The organism is Dactylosporangium sp. McL0621, assembly GCF_049995355.1.
Taxonomy (GTDB): Bacteria; Actinomycetota; Actinomycetes; order Mycobacteriales; family Micromonosporaceae; genus Dactylosporangium.
Genome location: NZ_CP188259.1, coordinates 5490549 through 5511531, shown reverse-complemented (window position 1 = coordinate 5511531; position 20983 = coordinate 5490549). Strand labels below are relative to the sequence as shown.

Sequence of the window (20983 nt, the reverse complement as noted above, 5' to 3'; positions counted from 1 at the left end):
GGCGGTGCCAGGCTCGGGCGGCCTGGTCGTCGGGCGGCTGGCCGTGCTTTGCCGGGCCGGCCCCCGCTGGTGCCAGGCTCGGCCGCCGGCATCCATCGCGACCGGCCTCGGCGTGGACATCGACCGACGGGAGTCACCCGGCATGGACGTGCTGACCGCGATGCTGACTCGCCGCAGCCAGCACCGGCTGACCGAGCCCGCGCCCGACAACGGGGAGTTCGCCGAGCTGCTCGCGATCGCGGCGACCGCGCCCGACCACGGGCAGCTGCGGCCGTGGCGCTGGTTACTCGTGCGCGGGGCGGGCCGCGACGCGCTCGGCGAGTGTTTCGCCGCGGACGTCGACGCCGCTCGGGCCGGCGACGCGGCCGCGAAGCCGTTGCGCGCACCGCTGCTGGCGACGCTCGTGTTCCAGCCCCGGCCGGGCCACCGCGTGCCGGAGTGGGAGCAGCTCGCGGCGACGAGCCTGATGAGTCACGCAATGATGCTGCTGTTGCACGAGCGCGGGTACGGCAGCATCTGGCGCACGGGTTCGCACACGGACTCGCCGGCCGTACGGGCGCTGCTGGGACTGGGGCCGGACGAGCGTGCGCTGGGCTGGCTGTACATCGGCAGCCCGATCAACGGCCGACTGCTGCCGCCGCGAACACTGCCGGACGTCGCCGAAAAGGTCACCGCCCTGCGGCATCACGCGAGCGTCGACGCATCCTGACCGGGTCGCCGAGCAGCATCATCGACGCAACCCGACCATCTCACCGGCACCGTCGCCTGCCTGGCCGGGTCGCCGGACTGCACAGGCCACTCGCAGTGTCACCGAGCGCGGCGCCGGCATCAAGTCATCGCACGCGCGCGGACGTACAGCGGGTGTCCGACTGATGCATGCGACGCAGTCGCACACCCCGCCGCCGGGGACCGGAACTGGTCGTACTGGACGGTGAAAAAACCCATCGATACGATTCCCGGCGACAGGCAGAGATCACGGGGACCTCAACGGGGAAACATCAATCACCGGCGCACCTCGTCCCGCCGGACGGGCACGGTGCCGCCGACGCTGCAGAACCAACACGACCGCCGGACACCCCGGCGGTCGCGCCGTGCCGTCGACACAACAGACGGTGCGGCCCACTCCCGCTGACGCCCCGCGCGCCATGCACGGCGCCCACGCCGCCTCGGCCACTCTGAAAGCGGGAGCTTCGATGCCCTTGCACTTCGCCATCCTCGGCAGCCTCGAGATCCGGACCGCGGATCAGAACATTCGCATCACCGCGCCCAAACAGCGCGCCGTGCTCGCCGCCTTACTGCTCAACCCCAACCACGACGTGACCACCGACCAGCTCATCCGCTACACCTGGGACCACCGGCCGCCCGCCACGGCCCAGACCACCATTCAGTCCTATATCTACCGCCTCCGGCAACTGCTCAAACCCATTCCCGACGTCACCTTGCAGACGAACATCGACAGCTACGCCCTGCACGCCGATCCCGACACCATCGACCTGCACCACTTCCACCAGCACATCTGCGACGCCGGCGTACACGCCGAGACCGGTGAACTCCAGGCCACCGCGACCAACTTGCGACGGGCCCTCGGCCTCTGGCGGGGCAACGCACTGACCGGCATCCCGGGCGACACGATCACGCAGCAGGCCACGATCCTCAACAACGAGCGGATCACCGCCTACGAGGAGCTGTTCGACACCGAGATCACCCTCGGCCACGCGCGCAGCATCATCTCCGAGCTGCACAAGACCGTTGCCAACCACCCGTACCACGAGCTCTTCCGAGCCCAGCTCATGCACGCCCTGTACGCCTCCGGCCGTCAGACCGAGGCCCTGCAGCACTACGCACACTTCCGCCGCCGGCTTCGCGACACCCTCGGTATCGAGCCCGGCGCCGAGCTGCAGCACCTCCACCGCGCCGTGCTCAACCACACGGCGCCCGCTGACATCACCGCGCCGGCGCGACTGCGCACGACCCAGATTCCCATCTGCTGAGCCGCGCACCGATCCTCACACCGCCGTCGCCCGGTTGTGCATTCCACGCCAGCCGGGCGCCAGCATGCCGCAACCGGCACGGTTTGGAACGGTCACGGCACAGCACACGGCGTCGCACCACGGGCACGCACGGCGCACCACGGGCCCACACGGGAGGGCACGGCGCACGCACGGCACGGTGTGCACGGCACGGCGCACGGCACGGCACGGCACGGCACGGCACGGCACGGCACGGCATATGCACAGCACGCGCGCAGCTAAACGGCCCGGCACGGCACGGCGTATGCACGGCACGCGCGCAGTTAAACGGCGCGGCACGGCCTCGCACGGCGCGGCACGGCCTCGCACGGCACGGCGCGGCACATGGACAACGGCACGGCGCGCACGGGACACCGCCGGCATGGCTCAGCACGGGCATGCGCGGGCACGGTCCAACTGCGCGGCGCGCGGCAGTTGGACGGTCGGGGTGGAGCCGCGTTGGCGCGCCGATCGTGAGCCACTAGACCGGCCTCCGGCGAGGTGCCGCACATGGTCGTGGCAGCGGCATCATGACTCTCGCGGCGGCCGGACCGCTGCGCGTTTCCGCGTCCCGCCGTGCGGGCCGACCGTTCCCGAGATGGAGGGAGCCCACCATGGGCTTGCCCGACGAGCCGGTGTTCCTGCGATCCAACGCCATCATCGAGCCGCTGGTCGATCGATTCTTCGCCTGGATGCACATCGTCGCGCCGGTCCAGGCGTCGATGAACCTGGCCAACCTGCAGGTGCCGCTGCTCGAGTCGTACGTACAGAACCCGCAGGTGCACCTGGCCGCCAGCAACAACCCGGCGCTGCGCGGCGGCTACTTCGTGAACATCGAGGAGTCCCGCAGCAACGAGGTCGCCGAACTGCTCGACGGCATCAAACGCGACCGCGCCGACATGCTCGCCTTCGCCGCCGCGGTCGCCGAGGCCGAGGCCATGCTCGAGCAGCAGGCCAGCGGCTTCGACCTGACGCCCTTCTACCCCAAGCTCCCGTCGGCGCTCAACGGCCTCGTCGAGCTGGCGTACGACACGAACAACCAGGCCTCGATGCGGTACATCGAACCGCTCGTCTACACCAGCCCGGTGTACGACCGCGGGCGGCAGTCGGTCCAGCTGTCCCTCGACACGGGGGTCGAGCGCCCGTTCATCCTGAGCACGCCGCGCCTGCCGATGCCCGGCGTCCTCGACCTGCCGCTGCACTTCGGCCACCCCGGCCTCGACACCCTGTTCGCCGCACGCACCGCACCGACCACCCTCGGCCGGCTGCGGGAAGCGCTCGAGCTCAACGACGCGCAGGCCGCGCAGCTCGCCACGCTGCTGTCCGACGCGCCCAGCCTCTCCCCCGACCGGCACATCGAAAACGGCGGGCGCATCCGGTACTTCGGCCACGCCTGCCTCGTCCTGCAGACGCCCGACGTCGCCATCGTCACAGACCCGTTCATCAGCACGGACAACCGGCACGGCGACCGCTACACCCTCGACGACCTGCCCGACCGCATCGACTACGTCCTCATCACCCACGGCCACCAGGACCACATCGTCCTCGAGACGCTGATCGCCCTGCGCGGCCGGATCGGCGCCGTCGTCGTGCCGCGGTCCTCGCGGGGGAACCTGTGCGACCCGTCGATCGGCCTGTACCTCAAGGCGATCGGGTTCAACGTCATCGAGGTCGACGACTTCGACGAGGTACCCTTCGAAGGCGGCCGGATCGTCGCCACACCGTTCCTGGGCGAGCACTCCGACCTCGACATCCGGGCGAAGTCCACGTTCCTGGTGCAGCTGGCCGGCGCCACCGCGTTCATCGGGGCCGACTCGTCCGGCATCGACCCGGTGTTGTACCGCTACATCAAGGGCCACCTCGGCAAGGTGGACATGGCGTTCCTCGGCATGGAGTGCGACGGGGCCCCGTTGACGTGGCTGTACCAGGGGCTGCTGACCCGTCCGGTGACGAAGAAGATGAGCGACTCCCGCAAGCTGTCCGGCTCCAACGCCAAGCAGGCGGCCGACATCATGCGCGAGCTCGATGCCGACGAGGCCTACATCTACGCCATGGGCGAGGAGAGCTGGCAGGGGCACGTCATGGCGACGACGTACACCGAGGACACGTACCAGCTCAAGCAGATCGACGAGTTCATCGGCTGGTGCACCGACAACGGCATCACCGCCGAGCACCTGTTCAACCAGCGTGAGTGGCGCTGGTAGCACACTGTTGGTCGAGGGCCGGCGGGATTCGCCGGCCTTCAATCGGTACCGATGCCCTCGCGTTCCAGGCGATCCGCCAGCCGCAGCCATTCGTCGGCGCACGAGCGGGCGACGTTGGCGATGAGGTACGTGCAGTGCGGGGGCACCTTGTCCATGACCTCGAGCCGCTCCTCCGAGTGGATGGCCCGCGAGAGTATCCAGCGCAGCAGCTGCCGGCCCGAGTCGCTGAAACGCAGCGCCGGATCGTTCTGCAGGCCCTGCAGCATCGCGGCGAGATCCGGGCCGTCCGGCGACGTCACCGCCGGGCGGCCCGCCTTCGCGTTGCGCCGCTGACGAGCCGGCGGCACCGCATCCTCGCCCCGCTCCAGGCGGCGCCGGACGTCGCGGACGGTCGACGGCGAGACCCCGGCCTCGCGGGCCACCTCCCGCAGCGACGCACCGGGACGCTCGCGGATGATGTGCGCGGCCCGGAGCCGGCCTCCGGCACCGTCGAGGGGGCGCACCCGGCCGTCGCGGCCGGTGCGGGCCCGTACCTCGCTGTCGGACTGGATCCGCAGGCGACGCCGGATGTTGGCGACCGTGCGGGCGCCGAGCCCGGCGGCGGCGGCGATGGCCCGGTCGGACCAGCCGGGCGCGGCGGCGATGATCCGCTCGGCGGCCCGGGAGCGGTCGGCGAGCGACAGCGGCAGCCCGTGCGCGATGTTGCTCTGCACGGCGAGGACGAACGCCTCCTGCTCACTGCCGTCGAAGTAGCGGACCTCGATGAGCTCGTCGCCGCGCAGGACCGCGGCCCCCAGCCGGTGCATCCCGTCGATGACCCGCATCGTGGGACGGTGCACGATAATCGGCGGGAAGCGGGCGTCGATGCGGGCCAGCATCCGCGTGTGCTCGACGTCCTCGCCGAGCTGGCGGGGCGTGTCGGCGGGGCGTAACGAGCGGACCGGTAACCATTCGGGCTCGGACAGCTCGGTCGGGCCGGGGTCGTCCGGCGCTCGATGTCCGGGCAGCAACTGCAGAAACGGCGGCTGTTCCAAGGCGGCTCCCCGAAGCTCGTTCTTCCTTGGCCGAACCGGGTGGCTGTGTACAACTGCGTCGCCGACGCTGTTGGACGCCCGCCGCCCACTCGCTCAATGGTAGACGGCCACCCGGCGCATCGATACGATTCCGATCGGTAAAAGCGGACTTGAACGCCGTCGACTCGGCCGCGCCGCTCAGTCGCCGGACGGGTCGCGCAACGCGTCCCCGAGCGGCACCAGGCCGTGCTGGAGCCCGAAGATGGCGGCCTGGGTACGGTCCTGAAGGTCGAGCTTCATCAGAATGCTCGACACGTGCGACTTCACGGTCTGCTCCCCCAGCGACAGCGAGCGCGCGATCTCGCGGTTGGAGCGGCCCCGGGACAGCTCGACGAGCACGTCGCGCTCCCGGGCCGAGAGCCGCTCGAGGGGCCCGTCGCGGTCCTGTTCGCGCCACCGCCGCACGAGCGCGGCGGCGACGTTCGGGGTGAGCACGCTGCCGCCGGTGGCCGCGGCCCGCACGGCCTCGATGACCCGGTCGGCGGTCGTGGTCTTGGGGAGGTACGACAAAGCGCCGGCGCGCACCGCCTCGATCGCTTTGTGCTCGTCGGAGTACGACGTCAGGACGATGACCCCCGGTCGGTGCTCCTCGCCGCGCAGCGCGTGCAGTACCCCGAGCCCGTCCAGCCCGGGCATGACCATGTCGAGCAGCACCACGTCCGGGCGCGTGCGGCGGATCTCGGCGAGCGCGGCCGTGCCGTCGGCGGCCTCGCCCACGACCTCGAGGCCGGGCTCCTGGGCCAGCATGAACCGCAGGCCCTGCCGGACGACCTCGTGGTCGTCGACGATCAGCACCTTGACCATGCCGCCGCGCTCCTTCGCCGGTCCGTGCACCACCGGCCTCCAGAGTAACGAGCCCGGCGGCATACTCCGCTCAGGCCGCCTCCGACTCGATGAACCGGGCCAGGCGTCCGATGCCCTCCTCGATCTCTTCGGGCGTCAAATAGCTGGTCGAGAGGCGGATGGCCCGATCGCCGCCGCCGCCCGGGTAGAAGTACGACATCGGCGTCCACAGCACGGCGAACCGTTCGGCCGACCGTGCGAGGGCGGCGTTGTCGGCGATGAAAGGCACGGTGACGCTGAGGAAGAAGCCGCCGGTGGGCCGGTTCCAGGACACCCCCAGGGCCTCGCGCCGGGCGGCGGGCAGCCGCCGGTCGAGCTGCTCCAGCACGAGCCGCATCGACTCGCCGTAGTGCTCGGCCGGGGCCGCGTTGAGGTCGGTGACCCGCCCCCCGGCCGACAGCAGCGCACCGGCGACGGCCGCCTGACTCAGCGGCGACGTGTTCACGGTGACCATGCTCTTGATCTTCGCGAGCTCGTCGGCGAGGAGCCCGCCGCCCTCGACCGCCTGGTCGGCCACGACGAAGCCGACACGGGCGCCGGGGAACACGGTCTTGGAGAACGAGCCGAGGTGCACGACCCGCCGCGCGGAGTCCAGGGCCTTCAGGGTCGGCAGCTGGGCGCCCGGGCTCACCAGGCGATACGGGCTGTCCTCGATGATCAGGATGTCGTACCGCGCCGCAAGCTCCAGCAACGCGTGCCGCGCCGCCAGCGGCACGGTGGTTCCGGCCGGATTGGAATGGTCCGGGATGACGTAGAACGCCCGCGGCCGCCGGCCCAGCGCCAGCTGCGCCTCGATCGCGGCGGCGACGTCGGCCGGCTCCAGTCCCGCGGGCCGCTCGACGACGGGCACGACGTCGACGTCGAGGATGCGCGCGGCGCCGCTGATGCCGACGTAGCACGGGCTGGACACGAGCAGCACGTCCCGGGGCCCGCTGATCAGGGCCCGGACCACGAGCAGCATCGCCTCCTGTGCGCCGACGGTGACGACGATCGACTCGGGCGGCACGTCGATGCCCTCGTCGGCTTGCAGCGACCCGGCGATGATCTCGCGGATCTGCCCGGCGGTCGGCCCGTACTGGTACATCACCGACCGGATCTGCTCGGGCGACCGGCCCTGCTCCTGCAGGTGTACCAGGTAACGCCGCACGTGGGCGACGATGTCCTCGGTGTTGAAGAACTTGTCGTGCGGCCGGCCGGGCGCGAACGAGATCGCGTCCGGGTGGCGCAGGGCGATCTCGTTGAGGAAGTTCATCGTGTCCATGAGCGGGTCGGACAGGCTGGGATGCAGCTCGGCCCGGCGCAGCACGGCCGGCGCAGGCCCGACGACCGTGCCGGGTTGCGACTCATCCCCGTGCCGCACAGCCACCTCGGGCACAACGACCGTGCCGGTGTACGACTCGTCTCCGTGCCGCACGGCTGCCCCGGCCACGGCCACCGTGCGTGACTCATCCCCGTGCCGCACAGCCGCCTTGGGCACGACGACCGTGCCGGGTTGCGACTCATCCCCGTGCGGCACGGCCGCCTTGGGCACGACAACCGTGCCGGGTTGCGACTCATCCCCGTGCGGCACGGCCGCCTTGGGCACGACAACCGTGCTGGGATGCGACTCATCCCCGTGCGGCACGGTGGGCACAGGCTCGACGACCGTGCTGGGATGCGACTCATCCCCGTGCCGCACGGTCGGCTCGGGCGGGGCGGTGGTCGTCACGGTGTCGGGGCCGGCGGTGTCGAGGTCAGACAGGCCCGCCAGGGTCATGGCGTCCAGGGTCTCCTCGCGCAGGATCTCCAGCATCCGCGCCACCCCGTCCTGCGCGCCGGCCGCGAGCCCGTGCAGCACGGGCCGGCCGATGAGCACGGCGTCGGCGCCGAGGGCGCGGGCGGCGATGATGTCGGCACCGTGGCGTACGCCGCCGTCCAGCAGCAGCGGGCACTTGCCCCGGGTCGCCGCGGCCACCTCGGGCAGCGCGTCCAGGGTCGGCGGCGCGCCGTCGAGCTGCCGGCCGCCGTGGTTGGACACGATGATGCCGTCGACGCCGGCGGTCAGTGCCCGCTCCGCGTCGGCGCCGGTGAGGACGCCCTTGACGAGGACCGGCAGCGACGTGACGCCGCGCAGCCAGTCCACGATGCCCCAGTCCAGGCCGGGGTCGAGCTCGGCCCGGGCGTGCCCGCTCGGCGACGCGTAGTCGCCCGCGGGCAGGTTCGCCGGGCGGATGTGCGGCGGCAGCCGGAACCCGTTGCGCTCGTCGCGCAGCCGGCGCCCGAGGTGCGGCGTGTCGGCGGTGACGACCAGCGCGTCGAACCCCGCGGCCTCGGCCCGGCGCACGAGGGCGGTGGTGGTGTTGCGGTCGCGGAAGCAGTACACCTGCAGCCACAACGGCGCCGTCGCGGCCTCCGCGAGCTCCTCGAACGTGCGCCCGGCGAAGGTGCTGACGACGACCGGCACCCCGGCCGCGCCCGCGGCCCGCACGGTGGCGAGCTCCCCCTCGGGATGGGCCAGGGTCTGGTACGCCAGCGGTGCGACCCCGAACGGCACGGCCCAGCGCCGTCCCAGGATCGTCGTGTCGAGCCGGGGCGTCCCGGCGGCGGTGAGCACGGTCGGGCGCAGCCACGTGCGCTCGAACGCGGCCCGGTTCCCGGCCAGCGTGCGCTCCTGGCCGGCGCCGCCCTCGATGAAGTCCCAGATCGCCGGGTCGAGCCGCCGGCGCGCATCGGCCGCCAGATCGGCGAGGTTCAGCGCGGTCACTCCGCGACGATCCGATCTTCCCGTTCGACGGCCTCGTACAGCGCACGGATGTTGGCGCTGCCGAACCCGCGTGCGCCGCGCCGCTGGATGAGCTCGTAGAACAGCGTGTTGCGGGAGTGCGGCGACCGAGTGAAGAGCTGCAGCAGGTACCCCCACTCGTCCCGGTCGGCCAGCACGTTCGTGTCGCGCAGGTCGGCGATCTCGACCGACATCTCACGGAGCCGGTCGCTGAGTGCGTCGTAGTAGGCGCCCGGCGTGGTCAGGAAGTCCACGCCCCGGCCGCGGAAGTCGCGCACGGCCGGCACGATCTCGTCCACCAGGAACGCCAGGTGCTGCACGCCCGGCCCCGCGTTGCGGTCGAGGAACGCGTCGAGCTGGCCGGCCTCGCGGTTCGTCACCGGCTCCAGGAACGTGAAAGTGGCGGTGGCGGCCAGGTTCCGGGCGACGATCGAGTCCATCGCCTGGTTGCCGACCTCGATGAATTCGCTGGAGTACCGTTCGAAGCCGAACGCCGCGATGTAGTGCTCGACGCGCTCGTGCAGGTCGCCGGCGTCGAGTACGACCGCGATGTGGTCCAGCGCCCGAATGTGCGGGCTCCGTTCGGCATCGGCCCGACGCGCCGCCCGCGCGGCCGGCGTCCAGGGCAGGCTGGCGGGTGCGTACCGCGTGGACTCGGGCAGCAGACTGTGCCGAACGGATCCGAACGCCGCAACGGCGTTCTCACCGACGGCCCGTGCCCCCGCCGCGAGCGCCCGCTCCCGGGTCGCGGCAACGTCGTCACAGATGAACGCGATGTCGGCGACACCGTCACCGTGCCGTTCCAGAAACTCTGCGGCGACGTCCCCCTCGGTGACGATCAGCCGCACGTCGCCGCGCTGCAGCAGAGACGACTCAGCGCGCGACGATCGCGCCCGGGCCATGTCAGCAAAGTCGAGGGCGGAGACGAAGTAGTCGACGAGCTCTTCCCGCTCAGTCGCGTAAAGCTCGATGTGACCGATGCGCAGGACGGTCATGAACTGCTCCCGTGGGATTCGTTCGGCCCGCGGCGGCTCGGCCGTCGCCGCGCTCGATGCGCGGCCGGCCGTTCCGCCGCCGTCCTACCGGTGGCGGTCCGGGTCCGCGGTCTGATGGCGCGATCAGGCTCGCATCCACGGCGAAGGAGCGGCAATGCGCCACCATCGGCGCGCCACCCCTGCCCCACGCCCCCGCGGGACGCGGCTCAGCACCGTGCTTTCACACGCCTCCGGCGGCCGGGTCGGGACTTCTCCTCCGGGTCCGCGGCGGGCTTTACCTCCAGGCCCGCGGCGGACTTTTACCTCCGGGCCCGCGGCGGACCCTGACCTCCAGCTCCGCGGCGGACCTCTACCTCCAGCTCCGCGTCGGACCTTGCCTCCGGGGCCACGACGGGCCGACACCACGACTCCAACATTCTGGCGACATGACAGCACGGCCGAACACAGTACGGACCGAGCCGGCATCCCGAAGCCCACAGCCCGACGACGACACGAGCACGGTCCAAGGCGAGCCGGCACCTGGAACCTGCGGCACGCCCACGAAACCGCGCACCGTCCACGGCGAGCCGGCGCCCTAGAAACCGCGGCCTGGCCACGAAATCAGGCACGGCGCAAGGCATGCCTGCGGCCTGACCACCAAACAGGCAGAGTCCGCGGCAGTCCGGCACCGCGGGCCCCGCCGCTCGGTCACACCACGACGGGGCCGGACGCTCAGAGCTCGAACTCCTCCAGCTCCTCGTCACCACCACCGGTGCCGACCATCGCCCGCTTGACCACCCCGGCGAGTCCGGCCACGGTTGGCGCGTCAAAGAGCGCCGCAACGGGCAGCTCGACGTCGAATACCGCCCGAATGCGAGTCACCACCTGGGTCGCGAGCAGGGAGTGGCCGCCGAGCTCGAAGAAGTTGTCGTGTACGCCGACCCGCTCAACCCCGAGCACCTCACTCCAGATCGCCGCGAGCTGCTCCTCGGCGGGTGTCCGCGGCGCCACGAACCCACCCGCAAGCTCAGGCCGGCTCTGATCGGGCGCAGGCAGCGCCGCCCGGTCGAGCTTCCCATTGGCGGTGAGCGGGATCGCGGTGAGTTCAACGAACACGGCCGGGACCATGTGCTCCGGCAGCCGCCCAGCCAGGAACGTCCGCAGATCGGCAACGGACGGCATCCCATCGTCCGCGACCAGGTACCCGACCAGCCGCTGCCCATCAGCCACCACAACCGCCGCAGTCACGGAAGGATGTGCGAGCAGCGCGGCCTGGACCTCACCGGGCTCGATCCGATACCCACGAACCTTCACCTGATCATCCGCACGGCCCAGGAACGCAATCAGCCCATCCGGGCGCCGCACCACAACATCCCCGGTCCGATACAGCCGCAACCCACCGGCCGCGGCCACGAACCGTTCCGCGGTCAGTTCCGGCCGGCCCCGATACCCGCGGGCCAGCCCTGCACCACCCACGTACAACTCGCCCCGCACACCAACGGGCACCGGCCGCAGGAACCGGTCCAGCACGTGCAGGCGGATGTTCGGCAGCGGTGAGCCGATCGGCACGACCGTGCCGTGCAGCACATCATCGGTGAGCCGCACGGTCGCCACACCAACCGTCGTCTCGGTCGGCCCGTAATGGTTCACGGCACGACCCGCCAGCTCCCGAGCCACCTCAACCGGCGTGGCCTCACCGCCCAGGATCAACGCCCGAGCCGGCCGGACCCGCGACACACCCAGACCCAGCAGATGCGACGGCACAATCTTCACGTAATCGATCGCATGCTCAGTCAGATAGGCATCGACCAGATCCGGATCGGTGACGATCGCCGGGTCCACGAAATGCAGACACCCACCGGTCGTCAACGCCGTGAACAGCATCGTGTTACCGAAGTCCGTGGTCGGCGGCTGCAACAGTGCATACGACGCGCCCGGCTCACCAATCCCCAACCGGGACGGCACACCCGTGACGTAGTTCAACAATCCCCGGTGCGTCACCTGCACAGCCTTCGGGCGGCCCGTGGAACCGGATGTGAACATCACGTACGCGACACGGTCCAGATGCGACACCACCGTGCCCAGCACGGTATCCGGCACGGTCTGCAACAGCGGATCATCCAACAGCACGGTCCGCAACCGGCCCACCGGCAGATCACCGATCGCATCCGCCGTGCCGACCAGGACCGACACACCCGCCTCAACCAGCATGAACGCCGACCGCTGCGCCGGCTGGGAACCATCCAACGTGACATACGCACCGCCCGCCGCCCACACGGCCAGGACCGACACCACGAAATCGGCACCCGAATCAGTCGCCAGACCCACCACCGACTCCGGGCCCACACCCACCGAACGCAGCAAATGCGCGAGACGGTTCGAGCGGCTCACGATCTCGGCGAACGTCCACGACTCACCGCCCGAAACCACCGCCGTCGCATCCGAGGCCCGGACCAGCTCATGGATGCCCGAGATCTGCGGCAGGTCCGCATCCGTGTCGTTCCAGGTGTCCAGCTGCTGCGCAGCCTCGAGGTCCACTTCGGACAGGTGGAGTTCCGCGCTCCCCGCGACCGTTGCGAGCAGTTGCTGGAAGTGGGTGATCATGCGGCGGATTGTCGGCTCGTCGAACAGTCTGGTCGCGTAGTGCAGCGAGCCCTTCAGGCCGCCGCTGCGTTCGGACATGATCAGGCGTAGGTCGAACTTGGCGTGGGCGGCACGTGCGGGGCCGTCGATGCCGTCGCCGTCGTTCTCGTCCGCGTCGCCCGCGGCGAAGTAGTTGTAGAGGACCTGGAACAGCGGGGTCCGGGAGCGGTCCCGGTCTGTGACCAGCTCGTCGACCAGGCGCTCGAACGGCACGTCCTGGTGTGCGAAGGCCTCCAACGTTCCCGTGCGCACCCGGGTCAGCAGCTCGGCGAAGGTCGGGTCGCCGGACAGGTCCGTGCGGAGTACCAGCGTGTTGACGAAGTACCCGATCAGACCCTCAATCTCGGCCCGGTTGCGGTTGGCGATGGGTGTGCCGACGACGATGTCGTCCTGACCGGAGTACCGCTGCAGCAGTAGCGTGTAGGCGCCGAACAGCGTCATGAACCTCGATGCGCCAGCGCCCCGGGACAGTTCGTGGAGTCGCTCGGCGATGTCGTCCGGCACGGCGAAGTCGATGATCGCCCCGTCCGAGGTTCGCACGGCCGGGCGCGGGTGGTCGGTCGGCAGGTCCAGCACGGGCGCGCCGGTCAGTCGTGTGCGCCAGAAGCCCAGTTGCTCTTCGAGTACGTCGCCGGTGAGCCAGTTGCGCTGCCACAGGGCGTAGTCGGCGTACTGCACGGGCAGCGGGGGCAGCTCGGCGCCCGCGTACAGGGCCTCGAGCTCGCGGCGCAGCACGCCGTCGGACCATTCGTCGCCGACCGCGTGGTGCATCGTCAGGGCGAGCATGTGCTCGTCGTCGCCGGCCCGCAGCAGCGAAGCCCGCCACAGCCAGCCCGCGGCCAGGTCGAACGGCACCACCGCGTCGGCGGCGAGCCACTCCTCGACGCCGCCGGCGGACAGGTCCACGACCGGCAGGTCGAAGTCGATCGGCGCGTCCACGACCTGCGCCGGTACCCCGTCCGGGCCGGCGACCAGCCGCGTGCGCAGGACTTCGTGGCGTGCCACGAGCCCGCGCAGCGCCGCCGCGAGCGCGTCGACGTTCAGGTCACCGACGAGCCGGATCCGGAACGGCATGTTGTACTCGACCGAGTCCGGCTCGAGCTGCGCCAGGAACCACAGCCGCTGCTGTGCGAACGACAACGGCAGCTCCCGGTCGCGCGGCACCGGCACGAGCGGAGGCGCCGCGGGACCGGCCGAGGAGCCTTCGATCACCGCGGCCAACCGAGCCACGGTGGGCGCATCGAACACGGCGGCGACTGGTACCTCAACCCCGAACACACTCCGCACCCGCGACACGACCTGCGTCGCGAGCAGCGAATGCCCGCCGAGGGCAAAGAAGTCGTCGGACGCCCCGACGCGGTCGACGCCGAGCAGCTCGCCCCAGAGCCCGGCCAGCACCTCCTGCACGGGCCCAACGGGTGCCACGTACACGCCCCCGACGGGCAACTGCACCCCATCCAGCACCTGCCGATCGACTTTCCCGTTCCGGTTCAACGGCAACGACGTCAACTCGACGAACACCGACGGCACCATGTACTCCGGCAACCGTGCGCCCACCCCGAGTCGCAACGCCTCAACGGCAAGCGACTCACCCTGAGCCGGTACGACATACGCCACGAGACGCCCGTCATCCGCCACCACAACGGCGTCCGCCACACCCGGCAGCGCCCGGAGCGTGGCCTCAACCTCGCCCGGCTCCACCCGGAACCCGCGCACCTTCACCTGATCATCGGCACGGCCGACGAACTCGAGCACACCGTCGGCCCGCCACCGTGCAACATCCCCGGACCGGTACAACCGCGACCCGCACGGCCCAGCGACGAACCGCTCAGCGGTCAGCTCGGGACGTCCCACATACCCCCGTGCAAGACCAACACCACCGATGTACATCTCACCCGGCACACCAACCGGGACCGCACGGAGACTGGGGTCGAACACATGCACCTGCACATTGCCCAGCGGCGCCCCAATCGGCGGCGCCACCTCCACCCCAGCGTCGACAACGCCGGCGGTCGCCATCACGGTCGCCTCAGTCGGACCGTACGTATTCACCAACCGCACCCGACCGGCCCACCGACCCGCCAACTGCCCGGTCAGCCGCTCCGCACCCAACACCCACGTCCGCACACCAGCCACCGCATCCGGATCGAGCTGGGCCAGCAGGGACGGCACCACACTCGCGGACCGCACCCCGGACCGTGCCAGCAACGCCGACGGCTCAGCCCGCTCCCCCTCCGTGGCCACCACCAGCATCCCACCCGCCGACAGCACGGCGGCCAGGTCGAACACCGCGGCGTCGAACGAGAACGACGCGAACTGCAACACCACACCGTCCGCACCCAGCACCGGACCGAGCTGCGACACGAGGTTCACGACACCGGCGTGTTGCACCAGCACACCCTTCGGCACACCCGTGGACCCAGAGGTGTAGATGACGTACGCCGCCTGCCCACCCCGCACGGTCGGCAGCACACCCTCATACCGGGGTATGACCAACCCAGGTTCGAGGACCAGAGCCGCGCCAGCATCAGCCACCATGAACTCCAGCCGCTCCGCCGGATACGACGGATCCAACGGCAGATACGCCGCACCAGCCCGCCACACCCCGAGCACCGCCACCACAAACTCGACACCCCGATCAAACCGCAGCCCGATGACAGATTCCGGGCCGACACCTGAACCCAGCAGATAGCCGGCCACATCAGCCGCCCGCTGCCACAACTCGCTATAGGTCAGGGCTGTGTCACCGGCACGGACCGCCACCGCAGCCGGATCCCGGGACGCGATCAAATCCAGCACAGTCTCGACCGGGGGCAGCACAGTCACCGTGTCATTCCACCGTGCCAACGCCGCCGTCTCGACCGCAGTCAGCAACGGCACCTCCGACAGACGACGACCCGCATCCCCGGCCACCGCCGCCAACACCTGCTGGAAATGCCCAACCAACCGCACCATCCGCGCCTCATCGAACAACGCCGTGCTGAACTGCACGGCCCCGACCAACTCGGCCCCGGCCTCGACCACCGCCACCGACAGGTCGGCCTTCACCGCCGCCGGCCGCGGCGCCGGGTCGATCTCCCGTTCCTCGTCATCCCCGGTCGCGTAGTTGAACAGCACCTGGAACAGCGGCGTCCGGGAGCGATCCCGGTCCACCCCAAGCGCATCCACCAAATGCTCGAACGGCACATCCTGATGCGCATACGCATCCAACGTCCCAGCCCGCACCCGGCCCACCAACTCCGCGAACGTCGGATCACCGGACAAGTCCGTGCGCAACACCAACGTGTTCACGAAGAACCCGATCAGACCCTCGACCTCCGCACGGTTCCGGTTCGCGATCGGCGTACCGATCACGACGTCATCCTGACCGGCGTACCGCGACAACAGCACATTGAACGCCGCAAACACCGTCATGAACATCGACGCCCCCGCGTCACGGGCCACCGCACGCAGACCCGACGCCACCAAAGCCGGCACCGCAAACTCCATCACCGCACCGACACTCGACCGCAACGCCGGACGAAGTCGATCCGCCGGCAACTCCAGCACCGGCGCACCATCAAGACGGTCGCGCCAGAAGTCGAGCTGCCGTTCCAGGACGCCTCCGGTGAGCCATTGCCGCTGCCAGATGGCGAAGTCCGCGTACTGCAAGGGCAGCGGGGCCAACTCGTCGCCGCGGTACAGCGCATCGAGCTCGCGCCGGAGAATCCCCGCCGACCACTCGTCGCCCACGGCGTGGTGCATCGTCAGCGCCAGAATGTGTTCGTCGGCCGCGATTCGCAGCAACGTCGCCCGCCACAGCCAGCCCGCCGCGAGGTCGAACGGCACCGCGGCGTCCGCGGCCAGCCACGCCTCGGCGTCCTCGGCGGGCATGTCGAGGACCGGCACGTCGAAGGCGAAAGGCGCTTCGACCACCTGCACCGGTACACCGTCATCGCCCGCCACCAGCCGCGTGCGCAACACCTCGTGCCGCTCCACGAGGCCGCGCAACGCCGCGACCAGCGCGGGCACGTCCAGGTCGCCGACGAGCCGGATGCGCGCCGGGAGGTTGTACTCGGGCGAGGCCGGGTCCAGCTGGGCCAGGAACCACAGGCGCTGCTGCGCGAACGACAACGGCAGCCGCTGTTCCCGCGAAACCGGCACGATCGGCGGCCCCGCGTCGGCCTGGGCGGAGGCCGCGTCGACGGCCTCGGCCAGCTCGGCGACTGTCGGCGCGTCGAACAGTGTGGCCACGGCGACGTCGACGCCGAAGACGGCCCGCACGCGGGACATGACCAGCGTCGCCAACAGCGAGTGCCCGCCGAGGCTGAAGAAGTCGTCGTGCGCGCCGACCCGCTCCACGTCGAGCACCTCGGCCCAGATGTCGGCCAGGCGCCGTTGTACGGGTCCGGTCGGCGGTACGTACTCGCCGGCCGAGGCCAGCGGCAGCCCGTCGAGCGGCGGCAGCGCGGCGCGGTCGACCTTGCCGTTGCGGTTCAGCGGCAGGGCTGCGAGCTCGACGAACACGGTCGGCACCATGTACTCCGGGAGCCCGACCTGCGCGTGCGCACGCAACGACTCCACGGGCGGCATTCCTCCCGCATCAACGGGTACAACATAGGCCACCAAACGGCGGGTCGCGTCCTCGCCGTCGGCGACGACGACGACGTCACCGACGCCGGCGTGGCCACGCAGCACGTGCTCGATCTCGCCCGGCTCGACCCGGAACCCACGGACCTTCACCTGCTCGTCGGCCCGGCCCACGAACTCCAGCCGCCCGTCGGAGCGCCAGCGCACGACATCCCCGGTCCGGTACCAGCGGTCGCCGTCCGGCCCGGCCACGAACCGCTCGGCCGTCAGGTCGGGTCGCCCCCGATACCCGCGGGCGAGCCCGGGACCGCCGATGTACAGCTCGCCGGCCACGCCGACGGGTACCTCGTTCAGGAACCGGTCCACGACCACCAACCGCGACCCACCGAACGGCACGCCGATCGGTGGGCGGGCCGCCGTGCCGTCGACGTCACCGGCTGAGGCGCACACGGCCGCCTCGGTCGGGCCGTAACCGTTCACGAGCCGGTACCGCGACCAGGCGGCGGCGACCCGGCCGTCGAGCGGTTCGCCAGCGCTCAAGAGGATCCGGAGCCCGTGAAGGTCTTCCGGATTCAGCGTGGCGAGCAGCGACGGCGGCAGGGTCGCCATGTGTACGCCCTCGGCCCGCACGAGCGCGGCGAGCGCGGCCGGGTCGTCACGGTGGTGCTCGTCGGCGATGACCAGCCGGCCGCCGGCGGCGAGCGCCAGGCACAGGTCGTGCACGGACGCGTCGAAGCCGAACGAGGCGAACTGCAGCACGCCGTCGCCGGCGCCGAGGCCGTACAGCGCACGCTGCCCGGTGACAAGACTCATCATCCCGCGGTGGGTCACCTGCACACCCTTGGGACGGCCGGTCGAGCCGGAGGTGAACAGCACGTACGCGACGTGATCGGGCCGGGCCGGGCGATCGGGCGCCTCGACCGGCTGGGCCGCGACGAGCGCCTCGGTCACCGGGTCGTCGAGCACGACGATCGTTCGGACCCGGCCGACCGGCAGCACGTCGATGCTGTCCTCGGTGCCGACGACCACGCCGACGCCCCCGTCGGCGAGCATCAAAGACAAGCGATTGATGGGGTACTCCGGGTCGAGCGGCAAGTACGCGCCGCCCGCCTGCCACACGGCGAGCACGGCGGTGACGAACTCGACGCCGCGGGGCAGGCAGATGGCGACAACCACCTCGGGGCCGACACCGATGGACCGCAGGTGGTGGGCGAGCCGGTTGGCCGCGGCGGTCAGCTCGGCGTACGACATCGTGCGCTCGCCGAAGCGGACCGCCTCCGCGCCGGGGGTCGCGGCGGCCCAGCCGGCGATCAGCGCCGGGACGAGCTCGGCCCCGGCCGTGCGGGCGGTCGGCGCGCCCCACGAACGCAGGGCGGCGCGCTCGGCGCCGGTGAGCAGTGGCAGGCTCGACAGCCGGCAGTCACGGTCCCCGGCGGCCGCGGCGGCGAGCCCGACGAAGTGCCGCGCGAGCCGCTCGATCCGGTCATGGTCGAAAAGCTGGCTGCTGTACTCGATCGTGCCCGTCAGCCCGCCGGCCTCCTCGGTCAGGATGAGCCGCAGGTCCATGCCGCCGACCACGCCCTCGAGGGCGGTCTGCGCCCCGTCGGCGCTTTCGTCCTCGTCGTCGTCGGCCGTGTAGTAGTTGAACAGCACCTGGTACAGCGGCGACCGGGAGCGCTCACGGTGCACGCCGAGCAGGTCGAGGAGCTGCTCGAACGGCACATCCTGGTGCGCGTACGCCTCGAGCGTGCCCGTGCGGACGCGGCCGAGCAGCTCGGTGAACGTCGGGTCGCCGGACAGGTCCGTGCGCAGCACGAGGCTGTTGATGAAGAACCCGATGAGCCCCTCGGTCTCGGCCCGGTTGCGCCCGGCGATCGGCGTGCCGACGACGATGTCGTCCTGCCCGGAGTACCGGCCGAGCAGCGCGGTGAAGGCCGCGAACGTGGTCATGAACATCGACGCGCCCGTGTCGCGCGACAGTGCACGCAGCCCGTCGGCGAGGTCCGCGGGGATGCGGAAATCGTGCCGCCCGGCCCCGACGGCCCGCACGGCCGGGCGCGGCCGGTCGGTGGGCAGCTCGAGCGTGGGCGCGCCGGCGAGCCTCTCGCGCCAGAAGCCGAGCTGCGCGTCGAGGACGTCGCCGGTGAGCCACTGGCGCTGCCAGACGGCGAAGTCGGCGTACTGCACGGGCAGCGGCGGCAGGTCGGCCGGCACCCCGTCGCGCGCCGCCGTGTACAGCACGGCGAGTTCACGGCGCAGAATCTGCGCCGACCACTCGTCGCTGACCACATGATGCTTGGCGATGGCGAGGATGTGCTCGTGCTCGCCCAGCCGCAGCAGCGAAGCCCGGAACAGCGGCCCGGCGGCCAGGTCGAACGGCACCCGCCGGTCCCGGTCGAGCCACGCCTCGGCCGCCGCGGCGGGATCGGCCTCGCGGGTGAGGTCAACGACCGGAAGGTCAAACGCCACGGCAGGATCGATCACCTGGTACGGCACCCCGTCCACCCCGGCAACGAGCCGCGTCCGCAGTACCTCGTGCCGTGCGGCCAGCCCCCCGAGCGCGGCCGCGAGCGCGTCGACGTCGAGGTCACCGGCGAGGTGGATGGGCACGGGCGTGTTGTAGTCGGTCGAGTCCGGCTCGAGCTGAGCCAGAACCCAGAGCCCCTGCTGCGAGAACGACAACGGCAGCGGTTCATCCCGGCTCACGGGCACGATGGGCGCCCCACCGATACCCGGCGCAGCCCCTTCAACCGCGATCGCCAGCCCAGCGATCGTCGGTTCGTCGAACAATGCGGCAACGGGCAGCTCCGCGTCGAACACCGCCCGGATCCGCGACACCACCTGGGTCGCGAGCAGCGAGTGGCCGCCGAGCTCGAAGAAGTTGTCGTGCACCCCGACGCGGTCGACCCCGAGCACCTCGCCCCAGATCGCCGCGAGCTGTTCCTCAACGGGCGTACGCGGTGCCACGAACCCACCGCCGAGCTCGGGCCGACTCTGATCCGGCGCGGGGAGCGCCGCGCGGTCGAGCTTCCCATTGGCGGTGAGCGGGATGGCGGTGAGCTCGACGAACACGGCCGGGATCATCTGCTCCGGCAGCCGCCCGGCCAGGAACGCCCGCAGCTCACCAACCGACGGCATCCCATCCTCCGCCACCAGATACCCGACCAGCCGCTGCCCGTCAGCAACCACAACCGCGGCGGTCACGGCCGGGTGCGCGAGCAACGCCGCCTGGACCTCACCGGGCTCGATCCGATACCCACGAACCTTCACCTGATCGTCGGCACGGCCGAGGAACGCAATCAGCCCATCCGGACGACGCACCACCACGTCCCCGGTCCGATACAGCCGCTGTCCACCCTCGGTAGCGACGAACCGTTCCGCGGTCAGTTCGGGCCGGGCCCGATACCCCCGGGCCAGCCCTGCACCACCCACATACAACTCGCCGCGCACCCCGACCGGCACGGGCCGCAGCGACCGGTCCAGCACATGCAGGCGGATGTTCGGCAGTGGTGAACCGATCGGCACCACCCCTCGGTCGAGCACATCCTCGGTCAGCCGCACAGTGGCCACACCAACCGTCGTCTCGGTCGGCCCGTAGTGGTTGGCGGCACGACCGGCCAGTTCCCGAGCCACCTCGACGGGCGTGGCTTCACCGCCCAGGATCAACGCCCGGGCCGGACGGACCCGGGACACGCCCAGACCCATCAGGTGCGACGGGACGATCTTCACGTAGTCGATCGCATGCTCGGTCAGGTAGGCGTCGACCAGGTCCGGGTCGGTGACGATCGCCGGGTCCACAAAGTGCAGACACCCACCGGTCGTCAACGCCGTGAACAGCATCGTGTTACCGAAGTCCGTCGTCGGCGGCTGCAACAGTGCATACGACCGGCCCGGCTCGCCGATGCCC

At 71.0% G+C, this 20983-nt stretch carries 8 protein-coding genes (1 of these 8 running past the window's edge); 3 read left to right on the top strand and 5 right to left on the bottom strand.

The features are described from left to right. Positions 1 to 112: 112 nt before the first annotated feature. The 3 genes from ACPPVO_RS25950 to ACPPVO_RS25940 all read left to right on the top strand — a co-directional run bounded on the left by ACPPVO_RS25950 (position 113) and on the right by ACPPVO_RS25940 (position 4213). Positions 113 to 709, top strand: a complete 597-nt coding sequence (locus ACPPVO_RS25950) for a nitroreductase family protein (protein WP_426513747.1) — start codon at positions 113 to 115, stop codon at positions 707 to 709. A gap of 484 nt (positions 710 to 1193) precedes the next feature. After that, positions 1194 to 1991, top strand: coding sequence for an AfsR/SARP family transcriptional regulator (locus ACPPVO_RS25945; RefSeq protein WP_426513746.1), 798 nt, complete (start codon positions 1194 to 1196; stop codon positions 1989 to 1991). Positions 1992 to 2623: 632 nt separating this feature from the next. Then, positions 2624 to 4213 carry an MBL fold metallo-hydrolase gene (locus tag ACPPVO_RS25940; protein WP_426513745.1) on the top strand — a complete coding sequence of 530 codons (1590 nt, stop codon included), beginning with the start codon at positions 2624 to 2626 and terminating at the stop codon, positions 4211 to 4213. Positions 4214 to 4251: 38 nt separating this feature from the next. Here the strand turns inward: ACPPVO_RS25940 and ACPPVO_RS25935 are convergent, their stop codons facing one another. From ACPPVO_RS25935 to ACPPVO_RS25915, 5 genes are all read right to left on the bottom strand, one after another. After that, positions 4252 to 5247 (bottom strand): helix-turn-helix domain-containing protein, encoded by a 996-nt coding sequence (locus ACPPVO_RS25935; protein ID WP_426513744.1) that lies wholly within the window; start codon positions 5245 to 5247, stop codon positions 4252 to 4254. Between the two features lie 177 nt (positions 5248 to 5424). Then, the gene (locus ACPPVO_RS25930) at positions 5425 to 6123 is read right to left on the bottom strand and encodes a response regulator transcription factor (protein ID WP_360394500.1); all 699 of its coding nucleotides are present in this window, start codon (positions 6121 to 6123) and stop codon (positions 5425 to 5427) included. A gap of 37 nt (positions 6124 to 6160) precedes the next feature. Beyond that, positions 6161 to 8872, bottom strand: a complete 2712-nt coding sequence (locus ACPPVO_RS25925) for an aminotransferase class I/II-fold pyridoxal phosphate-dependent enzyme (protein ID WP_426513743.1) — start codon at positions 8870 to 8872, stop codon at positions 6161 to 6163. After that, positions 8869 to 9885, bottom strand: coding sequence for a 4-hydroxyphenylpyruvate dioxygenase (gene hppD / locus ACPPVO_RS25920; protein WP_426513742.1), 1017 nt, complete (start codon positions 9883 to 9885; stop codon positions 8869 to 8871). The genes ACPPVO_RS25925 and hppD overlap by 4 nt, the downstream gene beginning before the upstream one ends. Positions 9886 to 10596: 711 nt before the next feature. Further along, positions 10597 to 20983, bottom strand: partial view of a non-ribosomal peptide synthase/polyketide synthase gene (locus tag ACPPVO_RS25915; protein ID WP_426513741.1) — the final stretch only. Its footprint extends 53435 nt past the window's final position; 10387 of the gene's 63822 nt are visible here — the last part of the coding sequence; its start codon lies beyond the right edge, outside the window; it ends in the stop codon at positions 10597 to 10599.

Bases quoted from the DNA above. Each gene is read 5' to 3' on its own strand.
- ACPPVO_RS25945 (WP_426513746.1), top strand. From the start codon at position 1,194: ATGCCCTTGCACTTCGCCATCCTCGGCAGCCTCGAGATCCGGACCGCG.
- ACPPVO_RS25940 (WP_426513745.1), top strand. From the start codon at position 2,624: ATGGGCTTGCCCGACGAGCCGGTGTTCCTGCGATCCAACGCCATCATC.
- hppD (WP_426513742.1), bottom strand. From the start codon at position 9,885: ATGACCGTCCTGCGCATCGGTCACATCGAGCTTTACGCGACTGAGCGG.